This is a genomic window from Arthrobacter sp. C9C5 (assembly GCF_013359735.1).
GTDB lineage: Bacteria > Actinomycetota > Actinomycetes > Actinomycetales > Micrococcaceae > Arthrobacter.
In genome coordinates this window covers 177734-198800 of the sequence record NZ_JABFMX010000005.1, presented here as the reverse complement: position 1 = coordinate 198800, position 21067 = coordinate 177734, and the positions used below count along the sequence as shown (strand labels likewise).

24 protein-coding genes, 1 other RNA gene and 1 riboswitch are annotated in these 21067 nt (G+C 68.2%); of the genes, 16 read left to right on the top strand and 9 right to left on the bottom strand.

Going from position 1 to position 21067, the window contains the following annotated elements; translation table 11 throughout:
• Positions 1–68: 68 nt before the first annotated feature.
• From HNO80_RS05910 to HNO80_RS18195, 4 genes are all read left to right on the top strand, one after another.
• Positions 69–668, top strand: coding sequence for a GDSL-type esterase/lipase family protein (locus tag HNO80_RS05910; RefSeq protein ID WP_175321894.1), 600 nt, complete (start codon positions 69–71; stop codon positions 666–668).
• Positions 669–831: 163 nt separating this feature from the next.
• The gene (locus HNO80_RS05905; protein ID WP_175321893.1) at positions 832–1659 is read left to right on the top strand and encodes a DUF4097 family beta strand repeat-containing protein; all 828 of its coding nucleotides are present in this window, start codon (positions 832–834) and stop codon (positions 1657–1659) included.
• Positions 1659–2270: a PadR family transcriptional regulator gene (locus HNO80_RS05900; RefSeq protein ID WP_175321892.1), complete on the top strand. Its 612-nt coding sequence runs from the start codon at positions 1659–1661 to the stop codon at positions 2268–2270. Before HNO80_RS05905 ends, HNO80_RS05900 begins: the two co-directional genes overlap by 1 nt.
• A 95-nt stretch (positions 2271–2365) precedes the next feature.
• The gene (locus tag HNO80_RS18195) at positions 2366–2440 is read left to right on the top strand and encodes a 50S ribosomal protein bL37 (protein WP_369299106.1); all 75 of its coding nucleotides are present in this window, start codon (positions 2366–2368) and stop codon (positions 2438–2440) included.
• Between the two features lie 132 nt (positions 2441–2572).
• On the opposite strand, the gene rsrA is transcribed toward HNO80_RS18195, so the two are convergent.
• Both rsrA and HNO80_RS05890 read right to left on the bottom strand, forming a co-directional pair.
• Entirely contained in the window at positions 2573–2845 is a 273-nt protein-coding gene (rsrA, locus tag HNO80_RS05895) for a mycothiol system anti-sigma-R factor (RefSeq protein ID WP_175321891.1), read from the bottom strand.
• On the bottom strand, positions 2842–3759 hold the full coding sequence (locus HNO80_RS05890; RefSeq protein ID WP_502707822.1) for a sigma-70 family RNA polymerase sigma factor: 918 nt from the start codon (positions 3757–3759) through the stop codon (positions 2842–2844). The genes rsrA and HNO80_RS05890 overlap by 4 nt, the downstream gene beginning before the upstream one ends.
• A gap of 190 nt (positions 3760–3949) precedes the next feature.
• Between HNO80_RS05890 and HNO80_RS05885 the strand changes: the two genes are divergently transcribed.
• The 10 genes from HNO80_RS05885 to HNO80_RS05840 all read left to right on the top strand — a co-directional run bounded on the left by HNO80_RS05885 (position 3950) and on the right by HNO80_RS05840 (position 13337).
• Positions 3950–4498, top strand: a complete 549-nt coding sequence (locus tag HNO80_RS05885; RefSeq protein ID WP_175321890.1) for a DoxX family protein — start codon at positions 3950–3952, stop codon at positions 4496–4498.
• Between the two features lie 7 nt (positions 4499–4505).
• Entirely contained in the window at positions 4506–5894 is a 1389-nt protein-coding gene (gene aroA, locus HNO80_RS05880) for a 3-phosphoshikimate 1-carboxyvinyltransferase (RefSeq protein ID WP_175321889.1), read from the top strand.
• The gene (gene rsgA / locus HNO80_RS05875; RefSeq protein ID WP_175321888.1) at positions 5878–6993 is read left to right on the top strand and encodes a ribosome small subunit-dependent GTPase A; all 1116 of its coding nucleotides are present in this window, start codon (positions 5878–5880) and stop codon (positions 6991–6993) included. The genes aroA and rsgA overlap by 17 nt, the downstream gene beginning before the upstream one ends.
• 69 nt (positions 6994–7062) lie before the next feature.
• On the top strand, positions 7063–7875 hold the full coding sequence (hisN, locus tag HNO80_RS05870; protein ID WP_175321887.1) for a histidinol-phosphatase: 813 nt from the start codon (positions 7063–7065) through the stop codon (positions 7873–7875).
• Between the two features lie 88 nt (positions 7876–7963).
• Positions 7964–8077, top strand: a riboswitch (SAM riboswitch).
• Positions 8078–8111: 34 nt separating this feature from the next.
• A complete protein-coding gene (locus HNO80_RS05865) occupies positions 8112–9539 on the top strand; it encodes an aminotransferase class V-fold PLP-dependent enzyme (protein WP_175321886.1) in 1428 nt (475 codons plus the stop codon).
• Between the two features lie 72 nt (positions 9540–9611).
• Positions 9612–10403, top strand: coding sequence for a class I SAM-dependent methyltransferase (locus tag HNO80_RS05860; RefSeq protein WP_349627238.1), 792 nt, complete (start codon positions 9612–9614; stop codon positions 10401–10403).
• Positions 10404–10499: 96 nt separating this feature from the next.
• Complete coding sequence (locus HNO80_RS05855; protein ID WP_502707821.1) at positions 10500–11795, top strand: Nramp family divalent metal transporter; 1296 nt, start codon at positions 10500–10502, stop codon at positions 11793–11795.
• Positions 11796–11805: 10 nt separating this feature from the next.
• Positions 11806–12519: a metal-dependent transcriptional regulator gene (locus HNO80_RS05850; RefSeq protein WP_175321885.1), complete on the top strand. Its 714-nt coding sequence runs from the start codon at positions 11806–11808 to the stop codon at positions 12517–12519.
• Positions 12520–12969 carry a fluoride efflux transporter FluC gene (locus HNO80_RS05845; RefSeq protein ID WP_249777174.1) on the top strand — a complete coding sequence of 150 codons (450 nt, stop codon included), beginning with the start codon at positions 12520–12522 and terminating at the stop codon, positions 12967–12969.
• On the top strand, positions 12966–13337 hold the full coding sequence (locus HNO80_RS05840) for a fluoride efflux transporter FluC (RefSeq protein ID WP_175321884.1): 372 nt from the start codon (positions 12966–12968) through the stop codon (positions 13335–13337). The genes HNO80_RS05845 and HNO80_RS05840 overlap by 4 nt, the downstream gene beginning before the upstream one ends.
• Here HNO80_RS05840 and HNO80_RS05835 read toward each other — a convergent pair.
• The gene (locus HNO80_RS05835; RefSeq protein WP_175321883.1) at positions 13334–14737 is read right to left on the bottom strand and encodes an MFS transporter; all 1404 of its coding nucleotides are present in this window, start codon (positions 14735–14737) and stop codon (positions 13334–13336) included. The two genes, HNO80_RS05840 and HNO80_RS05835, sit on opposite strands and share 4 nt — an antisense overlap.
• Positions 14738–14927: 190 nt before the next feature.
• Between HNO80_RS05835 and HNO80_RS05830 the strand changes: the two genes are divergently transcribed.
• The gene (locus tag HNO80_RS05830) at positions 14928–15299 is read left to right on the top strand and encodes a hypothetical protein (RefSeq protein ID WP_175321882.1); all 372 of its coding nucleotides are present in this window, start codon (positions 14928–14930) and stop codon (positions 15297–15299) included.
• Between the two features lie 50 nt (positions 15300–15349).
• Entirely contained in the window at positions 15350–15484 is a 135-nt protein-coding gene (locus HNO80_RS18060; protein ID WP_261375082.1) for a hypothetical protein, read from the top strand.
• A 100-nt stretch (positions 15485–15584) separates the two neighbouring features.
• Here the strand turns inward: HNO80_RS18060 and ssrA are convergent.
• The 6 genes from ssrA to prfB form a co-directional block, all read right to left on the bottom strand.
• Positions 15585–15953, bottom strand: a transfer-messenger RNA (tmRNA) gene (gene ssrA, locus HNO80_RS05825).
• A gap of 131 nt (positions 15954–16084) precedes the next feature.
• Positions 16085–16555 carry an SsrA-binding protein SmpB gene (smpB, locus tag HNO80_RS05820; protein ID WP_175321881.1) on the bottom strand — a complete coding sequence of 157 codons (471 nt, stop codon included), beginning with the start codon at positions 16553–16555 and terminating at the stop codon, positions 16085–16087.
• Between the two features lie 39 nt (positions 16556–16594).
• The gene (locus tag HNO80_RS05815) at positions 16595–18001 is read right to left on the bottom strand and encodes a M23 family metallopeptidase (protein ID WP_175321880.1); all 1407 of its coding nucleotides are present in this window, start codon (positions 17999–18001) and stop codon (positions 16595–16597) included.
• A 25-nt stretch (positions 18002–18026) separates the two neighbouring features.
• The gene (gene ftsX, locus HNO80_RS05810) at positions 18027–18941 is read right to left on the bottom strand and encodes a permease-like cell division protein FtsX (RefSeq protein ID WP_175321879.1); all 915 of its coding nucleotides are present in this window, start codon (positions 18939–18941) and stop codon (positions 18027–18029) included.
• Positions 18938–19732 (bottom strand): cell division ATP-binding protein FtsE, encoded by a 795-nt coding sequence (gene ftsE, locus HNO80_RS05805; protein WP_175321878.1) that lies wholly within the window; start codon positions 19730–19732, stop codon positions 18938–18940. The genes ftsX and ftsE overlap by 4 nt, the downstream gene beginning before the upstream one ends.
• Before the next feature lie 196 nt (positions 19733–19928).
• Entirely contained in the window at positions 19929–21044 is a 1116-nt protein-coding gene (gene prfB, locus HNO80_RS05800; RefSeq protein ID WP_175321877.1) for a peptide chain release factor 2, read from the bottom strand.
• Positions 21045–21067 lie beyond the last annotated feature (23 nt).

Sequence of the window (21067 nt, the reverse complement as noted above, 5' to 3'; positions counted from 1 at the left end):
ACACCACGACTCCGGCCGGGCAGCTTCGTTTAAGGCTTTGAACCGGCATTGGGAATGAAGAGGTAGTCGTGGAAGATCGGAAGCTGCGGATCGCAGCCGTTGGAGATGAGTTGCTGGCCGGCCTAGGCGACCCCCGGGCGCTGGGCTGGCTGGGACGGGTGCTCGCCCGCACTCCCCACGACGGACTCAGCCTCGAAAGCTACGCGCTGCCCTGCCCGCAGGAAGGCACCGAAGGCTTGGCCGAGCGCTGGCGCGAGGAAGCCGGCCGGCGGTTCGGCCCGCAGCATGAGAACCGCCTCGTCATCGGCTTGTCCGGGCGCGACATCGAGTTCGGCCTTTCCACGGCCCGCAGCCGACTCAATCTCGCCAACATCCTGGACTCCGCTTCGCAGAACAAGATCGAGGTCTTCGTCGTCGGGCCGCCGCCGACCCTGGACCCCGCCCAGAACCGCCGGCTGGGCGAGCTCAATACCGCCTTCGCCGATGTCACCACACGCCGCAAGCACCTGTACGTGGACACCTTCTCGCCACTGCTGAACCATGAACAATGGCGCCAGGACCTCGCAGCCAACGGCGGAACGCCGGGCCAGGCCGGTTACGGCCTGATGGCGTGGCTCGTGCTGCACCGGGGCTGGTTCCAGTGGCTGGGGATCGACGCGCCGGAGTAGGCCGCCCGGCGGACCTTCGGGTTGGGCCGGCGCCTGCCGCTGCCAATCCTGTCGCGATATATCTTGACCGCACCCGCACTGCGGGATAGCGTGTTTCCATAGTCGCGATATATCGCAAGCGGAGACGCTGGCCCGATCGCACCGCCCCGCCCCCGGAGGAACCATGGAACAGAACTCGTGGACCGTTACCGGTCCCCAGACAATCGACGTCGACGGCGTCCGCTCGCTAAAGCTCGGCATTGTCCGCGGCCGCTTCGACATCGTCACCCACGACGAGGACGTCGCCCGCATCGAGGTTTCCGAGATCGACGGCGATCCGCTGGCGGTTAGCCTCACCGACGGCCGGCTCGAGGTGCGGCACCAGCTGCACGGCCCGCAAGGCTGGTTCAAGAACCTGATGGGCACGGTCAACAACAACTCCAGCAATTCGGTGGTCATCAGCATTGCCCTGCCGGCCGGCGTCGACGTCGAGGCCGGTACCGTCAGCGGAGACGGCATGGTTTCCGGCGTCACCGGCCACACGAGGCTCAATACCGTCTCCGGCTCGGTCCTGGCCGACGGCACCGCGGGAGAACTCGCCGTGAGCACCGTCAGCGGCGAGGTGATCGCCCGCAACCACCACGGTGTCCTGACGGCCAAGAGCGTTTCCGGCGAAGTCACGGCCTCGGGCGAGTTCAGCAACATCCGCGCCAACACCGTCAGCGGAGACCTGAGCTTCGACCTGCACGGTTTCACCCAGGACTTCGGCGCCAACTCGGTCTCCGGCGATGTCACCATCCGGCTACCGCACGACGTGGGCGTGGACATCATCGCGAAGTCGGCCAGCGGTGCGGTGGTGATCGACGACCAGCGGTACGCGCAGCCCGGCGGGACGGTGCAGACCATCGCCGGACCCGACGCCAAGCTGATGCTGGTCCGGACCAACTCAGTCTCGGGAAAGACCTCGATCTTCCACGGCCAGCCGAGCCCGGATACTGAAGCAGGCCTCTGATGCCTCCGGTCTTTGCCCACGGCGCTCTGCGGCTGTACCTGCTGGCCCTGCTGGAGTCCGGCCCCAAGCACGGCTACGAGCTGATCAAGGCGCTCAGCGACCGCTTCGGGGGCACCTACTCCCCCAGCGCCGGCACCATCTATCCGCGGCTGGCCAAGCTTGAGGAAGAGGGGCTCGTCGCCACCCACACCGAGGGCCGGCGCACCAACTACAGCATCACACCGGCCGGTTTGGTGGAGCTCAACAGGCGGCGCGGGGAGCTAGCCGACGTGGAGGACGACATTTCCGCCTCCGTCCGGCGGCTGGCCGACAAGCTGCGGCAGGACATCCGGGTGAACATGCAGGGGCTGCGCGCGGACCTTGCCGCCACGGCCGAGGCGGCCCGCTCCACGGCCCGCAGTGCCGCCTCCCCCGCCGGGGCGCGCTACTCCAAGGAAAGCGACCGCAGGCTGCGGGAGGCCGAAATGCTGGTGCAGTCCTTCCGGGACGACATCCGGGTCGAGCTGCGCCGGCACGCCGGGGCCAGGCCCGTCACCCCGGTCACCCTTGAGACCGTCAAGACGGTCCTGGACCAGGCCCGGATCTCCATCCGGAACTCACTGGAGGGCTGAGTCCCCAGACGGCGGCCGCCCGGTTCGCGGCGGGTCCGCCGATGTGGGAGACTTGAGGGCAGCTCTTTTGAGTACCAAGATTAAGGAGGCCAGCTATGAGCAAGCGTGCACGTAAACGTCGTGACCGTAAGCGTGGCGGCGCGAACCACGGTAAGCGCCCCAACACCTAAGCCACGGCTTGGATTGACAGCTTTAAGTGAAAGACCCCGGGAACCTCACGGTTCCCGGGGTCTTTCGCTGTTTTTGGGTCTTTCGCTGTTTTTGGGTCTTTCGCTGTGGGTCTTTCGCTGGGCCGGCGACGCTCAGGCCTCCGCGTCGGCCTCAACCGCGCGGATCGAGTGGATCCGGTCGAGGATGGAATTCTTGAGATTCTCGGGCGCGGCCTCCGTGCAGGAGCGCTTCACCATCACGCGGATGACGCACTCGAGGTCATACTGCTCGTGGCACTCGGGGCACTCGTCGAGGTGGTTCTTGATCTCGGCGATGTCGTCGTGTGTCAGGGCCCCGTCGAGGTACTCGTAGATGCGCTGCATCCGGGTGTCATCGCAGTCGCCCAGTCCCTGGCAGTCGCTCATTTCCTGTTCTCCTGATTGTTGCTTTCGGCCGCTGCGGCGGTATCGCCCGCGGCTTTGAATCCCCGCTCGGCCGCGTAGTCGGCCAGCATGTCCCGCAGCATTCTCCGGCCGCGGTGCAGCCGGGACATGACGGTCCCGATCGGGGTGTTCATGATGTCTGAAATTTCCTTGTACGCGAAGCCCTCGACGTCGGCGAAATAGACGGCGAGCCGGAACTCCTCCGGGATCGACTGCAGGGCCCGCTTCACGTCTGAGTCCGGCAGATGGTCCAGCGCTTCAGCCTCCGCCGAGCGCAGCCCGGTCGAGGTGTGCGACTCCGCGCGGGCCAACTGCCAGTCCTCGATGGTGTCCGAGTTGGACTGCAGCGGTTCACGCTGGCGCTTCCGGTACAGGTTGATGTACGTGTTCGTCAGGATCCGGTACAGCCATGCCTTGAGGTTCGTTCCGGGCTTGTACTGGTGGAAGGCGGAGAACGCCTTCGTGTACGCCTCCTGAACGAGGTCCTCGGCGTCGGCGGGATTCCGCGCCATCCGCATGGCCGCGGAGTAGAGCTGGTCGACGTACTGCATCGCGTCGCGCTCGAAGCGGATGCGGCGCTCGTCGGTGGTCTCGGCAGACGTGTCCAGCGGCTTGCCGGTGCCGTCCGCCGCTACGGTTTCCACGGCTGTTCGTTCCGCGATTGCCACGTCCACGGCTGTCGTTTCCGCAGTACTACTGGCGGCGGCTGCCTTGGTGGGCTTGGCGTCGTCGTTTCCGGCAACCTCGTGCATGGCCGCAACGGCCGGATCCATGGTGCTCATTGCGTTCAAGTCTACTGTCACCTTCCGGCGGGTGCTCGAAGCTCCCGCCAGGGCCGCGGCCCACGGGTCCGCGGCGGCTTCATCCAGCAGTCCGGATTCCTTAACCAGAACCAAACCTCCGCCTTCCTGCACTGGCCGGACGACCGGCTGTGCCCCTAGTTATTGCGCTGGTTTTCCCGCCCCCATTTCGGCTGGAACCTGTCATGCACAACCCCGCACAACGGGCAAATATTCCGCAAAAGTGCAAGACTAGAACCGGTTCTCCCGCACAGCGTCCGCGGTTCGTCCATCCAGGAGGAAATTCATGTCCTTTGTCCGCTTTCTCGCCCGCCCCATGCTCGCCTCCAGTTTCGTGCTCGCAGGCATGGACAAGCTAAAGAATGCGGACGACACTGCGACGCAGCTGTCTCCCCTGCTGCGCCGCGCCGCCGAATCCCTCCCCTTCCAGACCAACGAGAAGGTCCTGGCCCGCGTGATCGGCGGCACCCAGGTGGGTGCCGGAGTCTGCCTGGCGCTCGGTAAGGCCTCCCGCCTGGCCGCCACCGTTCTCGCTGTGATCTCGGCGCTCAATGGCTACGTCGAATGGCGCAGCGCGGACATCTCGTCCAAGGAAGGCCGCGACGCCCGGCGCAAGCAGCTGCTGAAGAACGTCTCGCTGACCGGCGGTGTGCTGCTGGCGTCCGTGGACACCGCGGGCAAGCCCAGCCTGGCCTGGCGTGCGGAGCACCTCGCCGCCGACGCCCGGAAGACCACCGCACACCTCGCCGCCGACGCCCGGAAGACCACCGGCAAGAAGCTGAAGAAGGCTGACAAGGCGGTCCGCAAGGCCGTCGACCACGCTGTCGGGGCCTAAGACGGCAATGACTGGCACCACCCCCACCGCAGCAGCCCCTTCCCTTCCGGCCGGCGGCGGTCCGCACTGGCGTGCGCCCTTCGCGGAACGTCCCGTCGACGCCACCGTCACCGTTCCCGGCTCCAAGTCCCTGACCAACCGGTACCTGGTCCTGGCCGCCCTCGCGGACGGTCCGTCCAGGCTCCGCGCTCCGCTGCACTCCCGGGACTCGGCCCTGATGATCGAAGCCCTGCGGCAGCTAGGGGCCACCATTACCGAGGTGCCCGGCGACGGCGCCTACGGCCCGGACCTGGACATCACCCCCATCGCCCCGGACGCCGCTGCGGCGGACACCGCGATCGACTGCGGCCTGGCCGGCACGGTGATGCGCTTTGTGCCGCCGGTGGCCGCGCTGCACCGCGGCCGTTCAGCGTTCGACGGCGATCCGCACGCCCGCCAACGGCCGATGGGCACCATCATCGAGGCCCTGACCGGTCTCGGCGTCGCGGTCAGCGCCCCCGACGGCGGGCCGGCGTCGTCGTTGCCGTTCTCCGTCCAGGGCACGGGAGAAGTCCGCGGCGGCCACCTCGTCATCGACGCCAGCGCCTCGTCCCAGTTTGTCTCCGCGCTGCTGCTGGCCGGGGCCCGCTTCACCGAGGGACTCCATCTGGAACATGTGGGAAAACCGGTGCCAAGCCTGGACCACATCAACATGACCGTCGCCGTGCTGCGCGGCGTGGGCGTGGCAGTCGATGACTCGGCGCCGAACCACTGGGTTGTCTCCCCCGGCCCGATCCGCGCCTTCGACCAGCGGATCGAACAAGACCTCTCCAACGCCGGGCCGTTCCTCGCGGCGGCCCTCGCCACCCGCGGAACCGTGCGGATCCCCAACTGGCCGGCCGGGACCACCCAGGTCGGCGATCTCTGGCGCGGCATCCTGGCCACCATGGGCGCCACCGTGACGCTGGAGGACGGCACCCTGACCGTGAGCGGCGGCCCGGAGATCAAGGGCGGCGACTTTGACGAAACCAGCGAGCTCGCGCCAACCGTGGCAGCCCTCTGTGCCCTGGCCACCGGCCCCTCCCGGCTGAGCGGCATCGCCCACCTCCGGGGCCACGAAACCGACCGCCTCGCTGCCCTCGTCGCGGAAATCAACCGCCTCGGCGGTGACGCCGAAGAAACGGCCGACGGACTCATCATCAGGCCGGCGAAGCTGCACGGCGGCGTCGTGCACAGCTACGCGGACCACCGCATGGCCACCGCCGGCGCGATCCTCGGACTCGCCGTGCCGGGCGTGGAGGTCGAGGACATCGCCACCACGGCCAAGACCATGCCCGGCTTCCCGCAATTGTGGGCAACCATGCTCGGCCAGGCAAGCACCGCAGACAAGGAAGCCGCCGGTGGCACGCAGCACTGATTCCTGGGACGAATCCGACGTCCGGATCCGCCCCAACAAGAAGGGCTCCCGCCCCCGCACCAAGGACCGGCCCAGCTACGACGACGCCGTCACCGGCCGGATCGTCACCGTGGACCGCGGACGTTACACCGCCGTCGTCGGCGAGGGCACCGCCGACGAACGCAAGATCATCGCGGCGCGGGCCAGGGAGCTGCGCCGCAATCCCGTAGTTGCCGGTGACTTCGTCTCGCTCGTCGGGGACGTCAGCGGCGAACCCGACACCCTGGCCCGGCTGGTCAAGATCCAGGAGCGCCGGACGCTGTTGCGCCGCAGCGCGGACGACACGGACCCGATCGAACGCGCCGTCGTCGCCAACGCCGACCAGCTCGTCGTCGTCGTGGCCGCAGCCAACCCGGAACCCCGCACCGGTTTCATCGACCGCGCACTGGTGGCCGCCTACGACGCCGGCATTGAACCGCTGCTGCTCGTCACCAAGGCCGACGTCAAGGACCCCGCCGAGCTGCTGGCCAATTACCAGCACCTCGACTTCCCGGTGATCATCTCCAAGACCGCGGATTCGGCCGCCTCGGGCATCGACGCCCGCTCCGATGACGGCCTGTCCGCCCGGCTGGACAAGGCCGCGGTGTCGCAGCTGCGGGACTACCTCGACGGGAAGGTCACCGTCATGCTGGGCCACTCCGGCGTCGGCAAATCCACCATGGTGAACGCGCTCACCGGGGCTGAACGGGCCACCGGCGGCGTCAACGCGGTCACCGGCCGCGGCCGCCACACCTCCTCCTCCGCGCTGGCGCTGAAGGTCAGCGATGCGCCTGCGGGCAGCTGGATCATCGACACCCCCGGCATCCGCTCCTTCGGCCTGGCCCATGTGGACCCGGACCGGATCCTGCGTTCCTTCCCGGACCTGGCGCCTGGCACCGACGACTGCGAGCGGGGCTGCAAGCACGACGCCACCGCCGTCAATTGCGGAGTGGACGCCTGGGTGCAGGGCGGCCACGCAGGCCCGTCCGGCCCGGCCCGGCTCGCCTCGCTGCGCCGGCTGCTGGGCACCGATCCGCGGCTGGAAGCGCAGGACACCAAGGAACTCGGCAGCGTCTCATAGCCGCGTCTACTTGGCAGGCAGCGACGTGGCCTCCCTGTCCGCGGCGCGTTTTGACGGTAGTTTGGAAGCATGAGCCAACCAGCTTCGAGCTACAACGATGACCTGCGCCTTGCCCATGTACTGGCAGATTCCGTAGATTCCCAGACCATGAGCCGCTTCAAGGCGCTCGACCTTCGGATCGAGACGAAGCCGGACCTGACCCCCGTCACCGACGCGGACAAGTCCGCCGAGGAGGCCATCCGCGGGCAGCTGTCCCGCTCCCGCCCGCGCGACGCCGTCCTGGGCGAGGAGTTCGGCAGCTCCGGCCACGGTTCGCGCCGCTGGATCATCGACCCGATCGACGGCACCAAGAACTTCGTCCGCGGCGTCCCGGTCTGGGCCACCCTGATCGCCCTCGTCGACGAAGGCGAACCCGTGGTGGGCGTCGTCAGCGCCCCCGCACTGGGCAAGCGCTGGTGGGCGGCCAAGGGCGCCGGCGCCTACATGGGCCGCTCGCTGGCCGCCGCGACCCGGCTGAGGGTCTCCAACGTCTCCCGGCTCGCCGATGCGTCACTGTCGTATTCGAGCCTCGGCGGCTGGAAGCAGCGCGGCAACCTCGACGAGTTCCTCGGCCTCACCGAGGAGGTCTGGCGCACCCGCGCCTACGGAGATTTCTGGTCCTACTGCCTCGTGGCCGAAGGCGCCGTCGACATCGCCTGCGAACCCGAACTCAACCTCTACGACATGGCGGCGCTGGTCCCGATCGTGACGGAGGCGGGCGGCCGCTTCACCTCGCTCGAGGGCGAGGACGGCCCCTTCGGCGGCAACGCGCTGGCGACCAACTCGATCCTGCACTCCGAAGTCCTCAAGCGCCTGAACCCGGGCCTCGACGACCTGCTCTAGCCGGCCACGCCCCAAGCAGTCCGTAACACAACGCCTCATATCCGCCCTCCCTTTTCCGCGCGACCGGCCATGTCCTAGGCTCGAAGCAGGTCACGAGTGCCAGCGCGAAACCCCGGTTTGCTGGCCGGCAACCCTCCATTCGCGGCGGGGTGCCCCGGGTGACGACCTGGCCGGTCCGGAGCGGACCCGGCAAGCGCGGATCCCCTGTGAGCGGGGTCCTTTTCGAGCGAGGTCCCATGACGACTGCCACCATCCCCACCCACACCACCCCCGCCGGCGGCCCGGAGTTCACCGATGCACGCTTCGACGCCGCCCGCCGGCCGCTGTCGGCGGTTTCCGGTGCCGAAATCCAGGCCCCGCTGATCCAGGGCGGCCAGGTCCGGTACGCGAACCTGGACTACGGAGCCTCCGCCCCGGCGCTGTCCGTGGTGTCCGCCTACCTGAACGAGATCCTGCCGTACTACGCCAGCGTGCACCGCGGCGCCGGCTACGCCTCCCAGCTGAGCACCTCGGTGTACGAAAACGCCCGGAACATCGTCCGCGGCTTCGTTAGCGGTCGTCCGGACGACTCCGTGATCTTCACCCGGAACACCACCGACGCACTGAACCTGCTGGCCGGCTGCCTGCCCGTCGCCGACGGCCGGCACACCGGCGAGGTGCTCTACCTCGACATCGAGCACCACGCCAACCTGCTGCCCTGGCAAAACGTCCCGCACCGCAGCGTCGTCGCGGCCCCCACTCTGGCCGGCACCGTGGAGCGGCTCCGGGCCGAACTCGCCCTCGGCGGCGTAAGCCTGCTCGCCGTGACCGGCGCGTCCAACGTCACCGGTGAAATCCTGCCGATCCGCGAGCTGGCAGCGCTGGCGCACGAATTCGGCGCCCGGATCGCCGTCGACGCGGCCCAGCTGGCCCCGCACCGCCGCATCAACATCGCCGCGGACGACGTCGACTACCTCGCCTTCTCGGGCCACAAGCTCTACGCCCCGTTCGGCGCCGGCGTACTGGTGGGCCGGCCGGACTGGCTGGACGCCGGCACCCCGCACCTGGCTGGCGGCGGCGCGGTACGGGACGCGCGGCTCGACGCCGTCAGCTGGACCACCGGGCCGGCCCGCCACGAGGGCGGCTCCCCCAATGTCCTGGGCGCGGCCGCGCTGGCCCGCGCCAGCCAGGTCATCGAGGCGCTGGACGAGCAGCAGTGGCACGCCCACGAGGACGCCATCCGTTCCTTCCTGGTCGAGGGGCTGGAGCGGATCGACGGCGTAACGGTCCACCACATCTTCGAGGACACCGGCCGGGAAGGCGGCCCCGGGACAATCGGCGTGGTCAACTTCTCGGTCGCCGGGTACGACGCCGGCCTGGTCGCCGCGTACCTGTCCGCGGAGCACGGCATCGGCCTGCGCGACGGCCGGTTTTGCGCCCACCCGCTGCTGAAACGCCTCGGCCTGCCCGCCGGTTCGCTCCGGGCCAGCTTCGGCCTCGGCTCACGGCTCGACGACGCCCAGCGGCTGCTCGCCGGGCTCCAGGAGCTGCGGCGGAACGGCCTGGGCTGGGACTACGTCGTGGACGCCGGACGGTGGGTGCCGGCCAACGACACGCGCAGCTACCCGCACTGGGCGCCCAACACGCCGGGCACCGCCGGCGCAGCGCCCTGCTCCGTCGACTAACCGGCAGCGCAGGCGGGGCCGCGTGCGGTAAATTCGACAGGTACGCACCAGAGCTGCCGAAGGAGATCGCACGTGTCACGCGGCGGCCCAAAACTGCACCACCCCAGACTGCAGGGTGGCCCAAAACTGCAGCACCAGCGGCGGCAGGAGCTCGGGCAGAGCTTCCAGGACGGCGGCGAGCACTACGACCGGGTCCGGCCCGGCTATCCGGCGGATTCAGCCGACTGGTTGATCCCGGCCGGGGCCCACGACGCCGCCGACCTGGGCGCCGGGACCGGTAAGTTCACGGCGCTCCTGGTCCAACGCGGGCTCAGGACCGTGGCCGTCGATCCGTCCCCGGACATGCTCGACCAGCTGCGCCGCACCCTCACGGGAGTCACCGCCGTCGAGGGTACCGCCGAACACACCGGGCTGGCTTCGGGGGCCTTCGACCTGGTCACGGTGGCCCAGGCCTGGCACTGGTGCGATCCCCTGCTGGCCAGCACCGAGGCGGCCCGGATCCTGCGGCCGCACGGCGTTCTCGGCCTGATCTGGAACCAGCTCGACACCTCGGTCCCCTGGGTGCACCGGCTGTCCCGGATCATGCATGCGGGGGACGTCCACAAGCCCCACTTCACACCGCCGCTGGGACCGGAGTTCACCGGGCTGGAGAGCCATCTCACCCGCTGGGAGGATCGGGTAACCACGCAGGACGTCATGGAACTGGCCAAGTCCCGCAGCTACTACCTGCGGGCAGGCGAGAGCACCCGGGCCAAGGTGCTCGGCAACCTCGACTGGTACCTGCATGAGCACCTCGGGCACAGTGCCGGGCAGGTCCTGCCGCTTCCCTACCTGACGCAAAGCTGGCGCGCCGCCAAGGCCTGAGGTTCCCGCATTGCACTGATCACGCCGGGGCGCCTATTATTTCGGTGTGCCTAACTTTTATATGTAGGCACTCAGGAACTTTCATGGGAGCCCGCAGTGCTGGACGTAGCCGGACACGAACCGCTGCCCGCGGGGCAACCGCCTGGCCGCAGGATCAGGGGTAGCCGCCGGGCCTTGCTGGGCCTGCTCGGGCCGGCCTTCGTGGCTGCCATCGCCTATGTGGACCCCGGCAACGTCGCCGCCAACCTTACGGCCGGGGCCCAATACGGTTATCTGCTCGTCTGGGTCCTCGTCGCCGCCAACGTCATGGCGGTGCTGGTCCAGTACCAGTCCGCCAAGCTCGGCATCGTCACCGGCAAGAGCCTCCCGGAGATCCTCGGCGAACGGCTCCGACCGGCCTGGCGCCGCGCCTTCTGGGTCCAGGCCGAAATTGTGGCCGCAGCCACCGACCTCGCCGAGGTGGTGGGCGGCGCAGTGGCTTTGTACCTGCTCTTCGGCCTCCCGCTGCCCCTCGGCGCCGTCATTGTGGGCGGCATTTCGATGGCCCTGCTCGCCGTGCAGAGCCGCAACCAGCAGCGCCCCTTCGAGTTCGTCATCATGTTCCTGCTGGGCATCATCACCGTCGGGTTCCTGGCCGGACTGTTCATCAGCCCACCCGACCCGGGCGGAGTCGTGGCCGGGCTGGTGCCCGGCTTCCAGGGCCCGGACACGGTGCTGCTGGCCGCAAGCATGCTCGGCGCCACCGTGATGCCGCACGCCATCTACGTCCACTCGGCGCTCTCCCGGGACCGGCACCGCCCGGATCCGCACCTGCATGTCCCGCCGCACGCCGTTGCCCGGCTGATCAAGGCCACGCGCTGGGACGTCGTCGCGGCGCTGGCCGTCGCCGGCATCGTCAACATCGGAATGCTGCTGCTGGCCGCGTCCACGCTGGGCGGTGAAGGCGGCACGGACACCATCGAGGGCGCCCACGCCGCCATCACGGCCAATCTCGGCCCGGTGGTCGGTGTGGTCTTCGCCGTCGGTCTGCTTGCCTCCGGTCTGGCCTCCACCTCGGTGGGCTGCTATGCCGGCGGCACCATCATGCAGGGCCTGCTCAAGATCCGGATTCCGCTGATGACGCGACGGGTGCTGACCCTGATCCCCGCCGTCGTCCTGCTGGCCGTCGGCTTCGACCCCACCTGGGGGCTGGTGCTCAGCCAGGTTGTGCTCAGCTTCGGGATTCCGTTCGTGCTGGTCCCGCTCGTGGTGCTGACCAGCAGCAAGCCCCTGATGGGCCGGTTTGCGGACGGTATGACCCTGCGGGTGGCAGCCGTCGTCAGCGTGGTCCTGGTGGTGGCGCTGAACCTGGTCCTGCTGTGGCTCACTTTCACCGGTGCCGCCGGACGGTAGGCTTGGGGCTGTGAAGACCAGTCCGCCCTCCTCCTCAATTGAGGACTACGTCAAGGTCATCTACTCCTTCACGGAGTGGCAGGACAAGCCCATCACCTCCACGCAGCTGGCTCAGCGCCTGGGCGTCGCGAACTCCTCGGTCTCCGAAATGGTCCGCAAGCTCAAGGACCAGGGCCTGGTGGACCACAAGCCGTACAGTGCCGTCACCCTGACCGAGGACGGCGTGCGGCTGGCCCTCTCCATGGTCCGGCGGCACCGGCTGATTGAGACCTTCCTGGTCCAGGAGCTCGGCTACCGCTGGGACGAGGTCCACGACGAGGCCGAGCTGCTTGAACACGCCGTCTCGGACACCTTCATCGAGCGGATGTCCGCCAAGCTGGGCAACCCGGTCCGCGATCCGCACGGCGACCCTATTCCGGCCGCGGACGGCTCGGTGCTGATGCCGCCGGCCTACCGGATGAGCGAGCTCGACGACGGCCACACCGGCCGGATCACCCGGATCAGCGACGAAAACCCCGAGCTGCTGCGCTACCTCGCCGCCGAGCAGATCGACCTGGACTCCGACGTCGAGGTCCTGGGCCGGAAGCCGTTCGGCGGCCCGCTCGTGGTCCGCATCGGCGCCCGCGGCGAGCTGCGCGAAATCGACCTCGCCGACGAGGTGGCCTCCGCGCTCTGGGTGCACAGCGACGCGGCCCATTCCGGCTGCAGCGTCGAGGGGCGCTGATTGGAAGCGCTGGATGCGGAGCGCCGCCCGGCAGCGGTCGCGGCGGTTCCCGGCTGGCGGGCGTGGGCGGCAGTCGCCGTCGGCGGCCTGATCGGAACCGAGCTGCGCTACGGCGCGGGGCTGGTCTTCCCCGAGGCGGCAGGCGCCGTGCCGTGGACCACGCTGGCGATCAACGTCCTAGGGAGCTTCGTCCTGGCCGCCCTGACCACCATCTGGATTGCCCGGCCGCGGACCGCTTTCTGGCTCCGGGCGGGCCTCGGCCCGGGGCTGCTCGGTTCCTTCACCACCTTTTCGGCGCTGGCCCTCGCCGTCGACCAGCAGATTCGCGGCGGCTTCCACGCCGTGTGGCTCGCCTACCTTGGCTTGTCGCTGGTCCTGGGGCTCGGCGCGGCGGCGGCCGGCTGGAAATCGGGCAAAGCGCTGGCCGATCTGAGCGGCAGGGCCCAGTGACCGCCGCGTTGCTGGTGGGGGTCTTCGGAGTGGCCGGCGCCCTGGCCAGGTTCGCCGTCGACTCCTGGTTCGCCCACCGGCCGGGACCCCACCCGCACTGGCCCTGGGCCACCCTGGCCGTCAACGTGGCCGGATCCTTCATCATCGGGCTGTCCCTCGGGGTGACGCCGCACCTTGGGCTCGGCCCCGAGTGGCAGACGGCGGTCGCCAGCGGCCTGGCCGGCGGCCTGACCACCTTCAGTTCCTGGACCACGGCCACCATCCGGCTGGTCAGCGAAGCGCGCTACCGGGCCGCCGCTCTCAACGTGGCCACCAACCTGGCAGCGGGACTGGCAGCGGCCGCCGCCGGCGTCGCACTGGCCGGCTAGGCGTCCGCTTCCCCACTTTCCGCGGCCTCACGCGGCGGGTTCCTGATCCCGACGGCGGACGCCGCAGCGCCCGCGATGAAGAGCGCGGCAGTGACCGCCGCCGTGCCGTGCAGGCCCGACGTCGTGATCACCGGTCCGGTGATGAGCCCGGCAAAGGCGATGGTCACCAGGCCTGCGATGCGGGCGACGGCGTTGTTCACGGCCGAGCCGATCCCTGCTTCTTCAGGATCTACGGCTCCCAGGATCGCGGAGGTCAGCGGCGCCACGGTCACGGCCAAGCCGAGTCCGAAGACCACCAGCCCGGGAAAGACCTGTCCGAAGTAATCCAGCGGCAGGCCGATGCCCAGCATCATCAGGAAGCCCGCTGCGCACAGCAGCGGCCCGGCCGTCATGAACCAGCGCGGACCGAAGCGGCCGGAGAGCGCCCCGATCTTGGCGGAGAGCAGGAGCAGGATCAGGGTGGAGGGCAGCAGGGCGACGCCGGCTGCGGTGGCCCCCAGGCCGGCGACCTGCTGCAGGAAAAGCCCCAGGACGAAGAAGCCGAGGTTTAACGCCCCGTAGATCACCGTGGTGGCGATGTTGCCCCAGCCGAAGTTGCGGATGGCGAAAAGCCGCAGCGGCATCATCGGCGCCGGGGTCCGCCGCTCGTGGAGCAGGAACCCGGCCAGCCCGGCAATGCCGACGGCCAGCGGCAGCCAGACCTGCGGGGCGCCCCAGCCGAGGCTCCCGCGTTCGATAAAGGCGTACACGACGCCGCCCAGGCCGATGATCGCCAGAAAGGTGCCCGTGACGTCAATCGTGCTGCCGGGCGCGCGCCCCAGGTCCAGTTCGCGCAGCCTGCGCAGGGCCGGCCACACGGCAACCGCCGGGACGATGTTGAGGAAGAAAATGACCCGCCAGGTGAACACATCCACGGAGATGCCGCCAAGCACCGGGGCCGCCACGATGGCCCCGGAGGTCCACGCGGACCACTTGCCGATCGCGGCGGACTGGGCCGGGCCGCTGAACACCGTCACGATCAGGGCCAGCGAGCTGGGCACCAGCAGTGCTCCGGCGACGCCCTGCAGGCCGCGGGCCACAATCAGCGACTCCCCGCTCCACGCGAGGCCGCAAAGCACGGAGGTGGCGGTGAAGCCGGCGAGGCCCCATTGCAGCACCCGGACCCGGCCGAACTGGTCCGAGAGGGAGCCGGCGACCAGGATCAGCGCCCCCAGCGTGAGCAGGTAGGCATCCACCACCCATTGCTGGACCAACAGGCCGCCGCCGAGTTCACGGCTGATCGCCGGGAGGGCAAGGTTGACCACCGAGCCGTCCAGGAAGGCGATGAAGGACGCGACGATCGCCACGTACAGCACGCGCCTCTCAAGGCTGGACAGGGCTGCGGCGGGGGTGCCGGACATGGCTGCTGCCTTCCTCACTGCCTGCCGGACGGCGGGTACCGGGTTTGGGATGAGCCTAGCACCGGCGGCCTGCGGCTCAGAGGGGGCGCCTCTCCCCCGCCTCCTGGGCCACCGCCCGGCGACTTCCGGGGCCACTGCCGGGTGACTGCCGGGTGACTGCCGGCGTGCCCGGATCCCGTAAAGTTGAAGGATGGTTACGAGACGTGAAGCTGCCCAGATCCTTGATATTCCGCTGGAAATGGCGCACCGTCACGGCATTCCGTCCCGCCTGTCCGACGCCGAACTCGGCGCGCTGCTGGACAGCCCGCCGGCCTGGCTCCTCCAGTCGAGGGCCAACCGGACAGGCAAACGCCCGGTCTGGGTCCAGCTGACCTGCGCCGTGTGCGGGTTCTCCGAAACCGCCCGGCCCAAGAAGTGGTGGCCGGAGTTCAGCCTCGTCTGCTGCGCCCACCACGCCCCGCACGAACTGCCCGCCCTCGAGGCCGGGCTGGTCCGCAGCGAATACGAGGGCGTCGGCAGCCGCTTCATCGGCATCGTGGACGTCGCGGTACCCGAGGCGTAACCTTAAAAGCACGGGCTCATCCCGGGCCCCCACCTTTAGGGAGCGCGCAAATGCCTGACAAGTCGCCGCACCGGCACCTCACCAAGAAGCCGGTCAAAACCATCAAGGAAAAACGGGCCGAGAAGAAGGCCAAGCACATCGTGGACGAGCACACCGATCCAGTGGCGCACATCAAGAAGCGCTAATCCGCCGTCCAGCACAACCAAGTCCAGCACAACAAAAAGGCCGGAAGCTGATGCTTCCGGCCTTTTGCTACGGGGTGGAGCTCCGTTGCCGGCGCTCCCTATGTGGAGATGGGGGGAATTGAACCCCCGTCCGATGTCGTGTTGTCAGGGCTTCTCCGGGCGCAGTTTGCGTCGGATTTTCTCGGCCCCAGCCATCCTGCAAACAGGTGGCTGATCCGGGCCCAGTCATCAAAGAGTCCCGTTCACCCCGATGACGGAGGTAAACAGCAGTGGCTATCTAAATGACGCCAGGATCCGGGGCAATAGCAACCTCGGGCTGACGGACTGTCTTACTGCTTAGGCAGCGAGAGCGAAGTCAGTGCGTTTTGATTCGGCACTTATTGGTTTGCAGACAGCGTTTACGAGATAATTCTGCATCCTCGGCCCGCTTCACCTGTCGCGACTAACATCGTCGAAACCGATCATCCCCGTATTTTTTTATCAAACCGATCAGGTTCCCCGCCGATCCGCTTTCGCGGGTTCGGCCGGATCCTTCCCGGACTACCAATCATAACGCAAGGCCCACAGGATTCATTCCCGCGGGTTCCGGTGCACCCCTGCCTAGCGCCGGTTCCGCTCGCGCATCACGCGCAGGGCCTCGCGCTTGTCCTGCTGCTCGCGCAGCGTCTGGCGCTTGTCGTATTCCTTCTTGCCGCGTGCGACGCCGATCTCCACCTTCGCGCGGCCGTCCACGAAGTACAGCTGCAGCGGCACGATCGTGAAGCCCGATTCGCGGATCTTGTGCGAGATCTTGGTCAGCTCCTCGCGGTGCAGCAGCAGCTTGCGACGCCGGCGCGCGGCGTGATTGGTCCAGCTCCCCTGGTGGTACTCGGGGATGTGGATGCCCTCCATCCACAACTCGTCGTTGTAGAAGGTGCAGAAGCCGTCAACCATGGAAGCATGGCCCTCGCGGAGGGACTTCACTTCAGTGCCCATGAGTGCGATGCCCGCCTCATAGGTATCCATGATGTGGTAGTCGTGCCGGGCCTTGCGGTTGGTGGCCACTACCTTCCGGCCACTTTCTTTAGGCACGGTAATACTCCTTAGTCGATAGATCGGGTCAGTTCCAGTTTAGAGCAGGCCCATCGGGTCGACTGCCTGGCCGTTGACCCAGGTCTCGAAGTGCGAGTGGCAGCCGGTGGAGTTGCCGGTGGTCCCGGAGTAGGCGATCAGCTGCCCCTGGCTGACCTGCTGGCCGGCAGAGACCACCACGGAGGTGTTGTGGTAGAAGATCGTGGTCAGCGAGTTGCCCTGCACAACGCCGTGCGAGATCTTTACGTGGTTGCCGCCGCCGTCGTTCCCCCACCCCGCCGAGAAGACCGTGCCGGCCGCCGGGGCGTAGACCGGGGTGCCGCAAGCGGCGCCGAAGTCGATGCCGGTGTGCATGTAGCCGCCCTGGCCGTAGAAATCGATGGTGCCCGGCGGCGTCGCACGCCAGCCGAAGCCCGAGGTGATCGGGACGCCGTTGAACGGGCTGCGCAGGCCGAAGGCAGACACCGGGCCCGGCGGGGCCGGGACGTAAGGCGCCGGCCGGGGCGCAACCTGGCCCTGGGCCCGGGCCGCCGCGGCGGCCGCAGCGGCGCGGGCCGCCGCGATCCGGCGCTGCTCAGCTTCCCAGGCCTCGCGCAGCTTCCGGTCGCGTTCGACGATTTCGGCTGCGACGGCGTCCTGCCGGGCTTTGACCTGCGCGAGCTGGCCTTGGATGGCGGGCTTGGCTGCCTGCAGCTGGCTGTTGAGCCGGGTGGTGTCGGCGATCAGCTTGTCCACCGTGGCCTTTTTGGCCGCCGCCTCGTCGCGGGCTGCCTGCTCCCGGACCAACGCGGCGTCAGCCTTGGCCTTGAGGTCCGCGATTTCGGCCTCCACCGCCTGCAGGCGCGCCTGGGAGTTGACGTTCGTGGCGTTCTGCTGGGTCAACTTGTCCATCGCGGAGTTCTGGCTGCGCAGCGCCTGGTCCGCCAGGTCGATGGTGTCGGTCAGGCTGCCGTTGTTCGAGCCGAAGAAGAGCGAGAGGTTGGAGGGCACGCCGCCGGACTTGTAAGCCTGGGTGGCAATCTGCCCGATCAGCTTGCGGGTGTCGGTGATCTTCTTCTGGTCATTCGCCAGCTGCTGGGTGATTTTGGCCTTGTTCTGCTGGGCCAGGTCCACGCGGGCAGCGAGGGCTTCAACCTCCTTGACGGCACCGGCCACACGGCCCTGGGCGTCAAGCAACGCCTGCTGGGCGCCGGGCAGCTGGCCCTGGTAGAGCACCAGGTCGCCTGCCGCCTTGGCGATGCGTGCGTCCACGAACTCCAACGAATGCTGGACCCGCTCGGCCTCAGCCCTGAGGGCAGCCTGCTGGTCCTCAAGGGTGTCGGCGAACGCCACCGGCGTCGAAGCGCCCAGGTTGGCCGCGAGGACGAGCACCACGGCGGCGCTGATCAGGCGGCCGCGGCGGAGGGTACGGCGGGCCGGATCGGTGCGTCGGACCATCGGTTTCATGAGCATTCCTCTTCGTTGCGCAAAGCTAGACCCTCAGGTAGCGACGGAGGGTCAGGAGAGATGAGGTGCCGGCCAGCAGCACACCTAGGCCGATCAGTGCTGGCGCCAGGAGCAGCGTCTGGGCCGGGGAAATAAAGGCCGTGTCCGGGTACTGCTTGGACAGGACCCCGCCCAGGAAGAAGTGGGCGACGGCCCACAGCGTGCCGGAGGCGAGGGCCGCGCCAATCACGGCCGCGATCACGCCCTCCAGGATGAAGGGCAGCTGGATCACCATCTTTGACGCGCCCACGAGGCGCATGATCCCGGTTTCCCGGCGGCGGCTGAAGGCGGAGAGCCGGATGGTGGTGGCAATCAGCAGGATGGCGCAGACAATCATCACACCGGCCACGCTGACCGCCACCAGGGAGGCGGCGTTCATCGCGGAGAAGAGCCGTTCCAGCAGCTGCCGCTGGTCGATGACGGACTCCACGCCGGCCTGCGAGGAGAAGTTCTCGCTGATGACCTCATACTTTTCCGGATCCTTCAGGTTGATCCGGAAGGAGGCCGGCAGTTGGTCCGGGGTGACCGAGTCAACGATCGGCGAGTTGGAGAACTGCTCCTTGAAGTGCTTGTAGGCCTCGTCCTTCGATTCGAACTGGAAATCGTTGACGTACTGGGCCACGGCCGGGGACTGCAGCAGCTTGCGCAGGTTGGCCTGCTGCTCCGGCGTCGCCGGGCCGGAGGCGCAGCCTGGCGCCGTCGAACCGTCGCTGCAGAGGAAGACGGCGACCTGGACCTTGTCGTACCAGTAGCCCTTCATCTGGTTGATCTGCAGCTGCAGCATGCCGGCGGCACCCACGAAGGTCAGGGACACGAAGGTCACCAGGATGACGGAGACCACCATGGACAGATTCCGGCGCAGGCCGCTGCCGATCTCGGCGAGGACAAAGGCGAGCCTCACAGCTTGCCCTCCCCTGCGTGCTGGGCCTCGCCGTTGGCGGCGCCGAAGTCGGACGGCTCGCGGCCGCTCGCGTCCCGCAGCCGGCGGGATTGCCCCACCACAGGGATCATCGAGGTGTACAGGGCCCGGGCCTCATCACGGATCACGACCCCGTTGCGAAGTTCCACCACGCGTTTGCGCATCTCGTTGACGATGTCGTCGTCGTGGGTGGCCATCACCACGGTGGTGCCGTTCTGGTTAATCTTGTCGAGGACGCCCATGATGCCCATGGAGGTCGTCGGGTCGAGGTTACCGGTGGGCTCGTCGGCCAGCAGGATGCCCGGACGGTTGACGACGGCGCGGGCGATCGCCACGCGCTGCTGCTCACCGCCGGACAGTTCGTGCGGCAGCCGGTTTTCCTTGCCTTCGAGGCCGACGGTCTTGAGGACTTCGGGTACGGTTTCGCGGATGACGCTGCGGCTCCGGCCAATGACCTGCATGGCGAAGGCGACATTGGCGAACACGGTTTTCTGCGGCAGCAGGCGGAAGTCCTGGAAGACGACGCCGATCCCCCGGCGCAGCCGCGGCACCCGCCAGCTGGAAATCTTCGCCACGTTCTGGCCGGCGACGTAGACGGCCCCCGAGGAGGCGCGGTCCTCTTTCAGCACCAGGCGCAGGAAGGTCGATTTGCCGGAGCCGGAGGCCCCCACGAGGAAGGCGAACTCGCCACGGTCGATCTCAAGGTTGATCGAATCCAGCGCCGGTCGCGCGTTCTGGTCGTAGACCTTGGTGACATTTTCGAAACGGATCATGGCCCTAATACCCTGCAGGAGCCGGGCATCTTTCAGACCAGTTCTGCTGCCGGGGCGCGGGCTTTCTTTTGGGGGAAGTAGGGCACCGGCCCCTCGACTATACGCACGGGTAACAGCGCGGCGGCCGGAGCACGGGGGCGTGTCGCGGGATTTGGACCCGGCGGGCCGGTTATGGAAGGGGCCGCCGGGCCCCTTGCTAGTTCTCGGCGTTGCGGTTGTCGGTCCGCCAGCGGATGCCGGCGTCGATGAAGTCGTCGATCTCGCCGTCGAACACCGCCGAGGTGTTGCCCACCTCGTGTTCGGTGCGGAGGTCCTTGACCATCTGGTACGGGTTGAGCACGTAGGAGCGCATCTGGTCGCCCCAGGAGGCCTTCACATCGCCGGCGAACGCCTTCTTCTCGGCGTCTTCCTGCTCCTTCTTGAGCAGCAGCAGGCGGGACTGCAGCACGCGCAGCGCAGCAGCGCGGTTCTGCAGCTGTGACTTCTCGTTCTGCATGGACACCACGGTGCCGGTGGGGATGTGGGTCAGGCGGACGGCCGAGTCCGTGGTGTTGACCGACTGGCCGCCCGGGCCGGAGGAGCGGAAGACGTCGACGCGGATCTCGTTGTCCGGGATGTCGATGGAGTCCGTCTGCTCGATCAGCGGGATGACTTCGACGGCGGCAAAGGACGTCTGGCGCCGGCCCTGGTTGTCGAAGGGGCTGATCCGGACCAGCCGGTGGGTGCCCGCCTCGACGCTCAGCGTGCCGTAGGCGTAGGGCGCCTTGACCTCGAAGGTGGCGGACTTCAGCCCGGCTTCCTCGGCGTAAGAGGTGTCCATAATGGTGGTCGGGTAGCCGTGGCGCTCGGCCCAGCGCAGGTACATCCGCAGCAGCATCTCGGCAAAGTCCGCGGCGTCCACGCCGCCGGCACCGGCGCGGATGGTGACCACGGCTTCGCGTTCGTCGAACTCGCCGGAGAGCAGCGTGACCACCTCAAGGTCCTTGAGGGCCTTGCGGATCGATTCGAGTTCCGCGGCGGCCTCCCCCATCGAGGCGGCGTCGTCCTCATCCTGACCCAGTTCCACGAGGACTTCCAGGTCGTCGATCCGGGCGGCCAGCTTGTTCAGCCGCTCCAGTTCGGACTGCTTGTGCGAGAGCTTGGAGGTGATGACCTGCGCGGCCGCGGGGTCGTCCCAAAGGTTCGGCTCGCCGGCGCGCTCGCTCAGTTCGGCGATGTCTTCCTTCAGCGCATCGACATTCGAAACGTTCTCGATCGAGGCGTAGGTGGCGCGCAACGCGCGGATTTCTGCGGGAAAATCAATGTTTGCCATGGTTTTTCAAGCCTACGCTATCC

What these genes read in the sequence shown, in the direction of transcription:
- HNO80_RS05905 (WP_175321893.1), top strand. Translation starts at nt 832, where the DNA reads ATGGAACAGAACTCGTGGACCGTTACCGGTCCCCAGACAATCGACGTC.
- HNO80_RS05900 (WP_175321892.1), top strand. Translation starts at nt 1,659, where the DNA reads ATGCCTCCGGTCTTTGCCCACGGCGCTCTGCGGCTGTACCTGCTGGCC.
- rsrA (WP_175321891.1), bottom strand. Translation starts at nt 2,845, where the DNA reads ATGAGCGACTGCCAGGGACTGGGCGACTGCGATGACACCCGGATGCAG.
- HNO80_RS05885 (WP_175321890.1), top strand. Translation starts at nt 3,950, where the DNA reads ATGTCCTTTGTCCGCTTTCTCGCCCGCCCCATGCTCGCCTCCAGTTTC.
- aroA (WP_175321889.1), top strand. Translation starts at nt 4,506, where the DNA reads ATGACTGGCACCACCCCCACCGCAGCAGCCCCTTCCCTTCCGGCCGGC.
- hisN (WP_175321887.1), top strand. Translation starts at nt 7,063, where the DNA reads ATGAGCCAACCAGCTTCGAGCTACAACGATGACCTGCGCCTTGCCCAT.
- HNO80_RS05865 (WP_175321886.1), top strand. Translation starts at nt 8,112, where the DNA reads ATGACGACTGCCACCATCCCCACCCACACCACCCCCGCCGGCGGCCCG.
- HNO80_RS05835 (WP_175321883.1), bottom strand. Translation starts at nt 14,737, where the DNA reads ATGTCCGGCACCCCCGCCGCAGCCCTGTCCAGCCTTGAGAGGCGCGTG.
- HNO80_RS05830 (WP_175321882.1), top strand. Translation starts at nt 14,928, where the DNA reads ATGGTTACGAGACGTGAAGCTGCCCAGATCCTTGATATTCCGCTGGAA.
- HNO80_RS18060 (WP_261375082.1), top strand. Translation starts at nt 15,350, where the DNA reads ATGCCTGACAAGTCGCCGCACCGGCACCTCACCAAGAAGCCGGTCAAA.
- HNO80_RS05815 (WP_175321880.1), bottom strand. Translation starts at nt 18,001, where the DNA reads ATGAAACCGATGGTCCGACGCACCGATCCGGCCCGCCGTACCCTCCGC.
- ftsE (WP_175321878.1), bottom strand. Translation starts at nt 19,732, where the DNA reads ATGATCCGTTTCGAAAATGTCACCAAGGTCTACGACCAGAACGCGCGA.
- prfB (WP_175321877.1), bottom strand. Translation starts at nt 21,044, where the DNA reads ATGGCAAACATTGATTTTCCCGCAGAAATCCGCGCGTTGCGCGCCACC.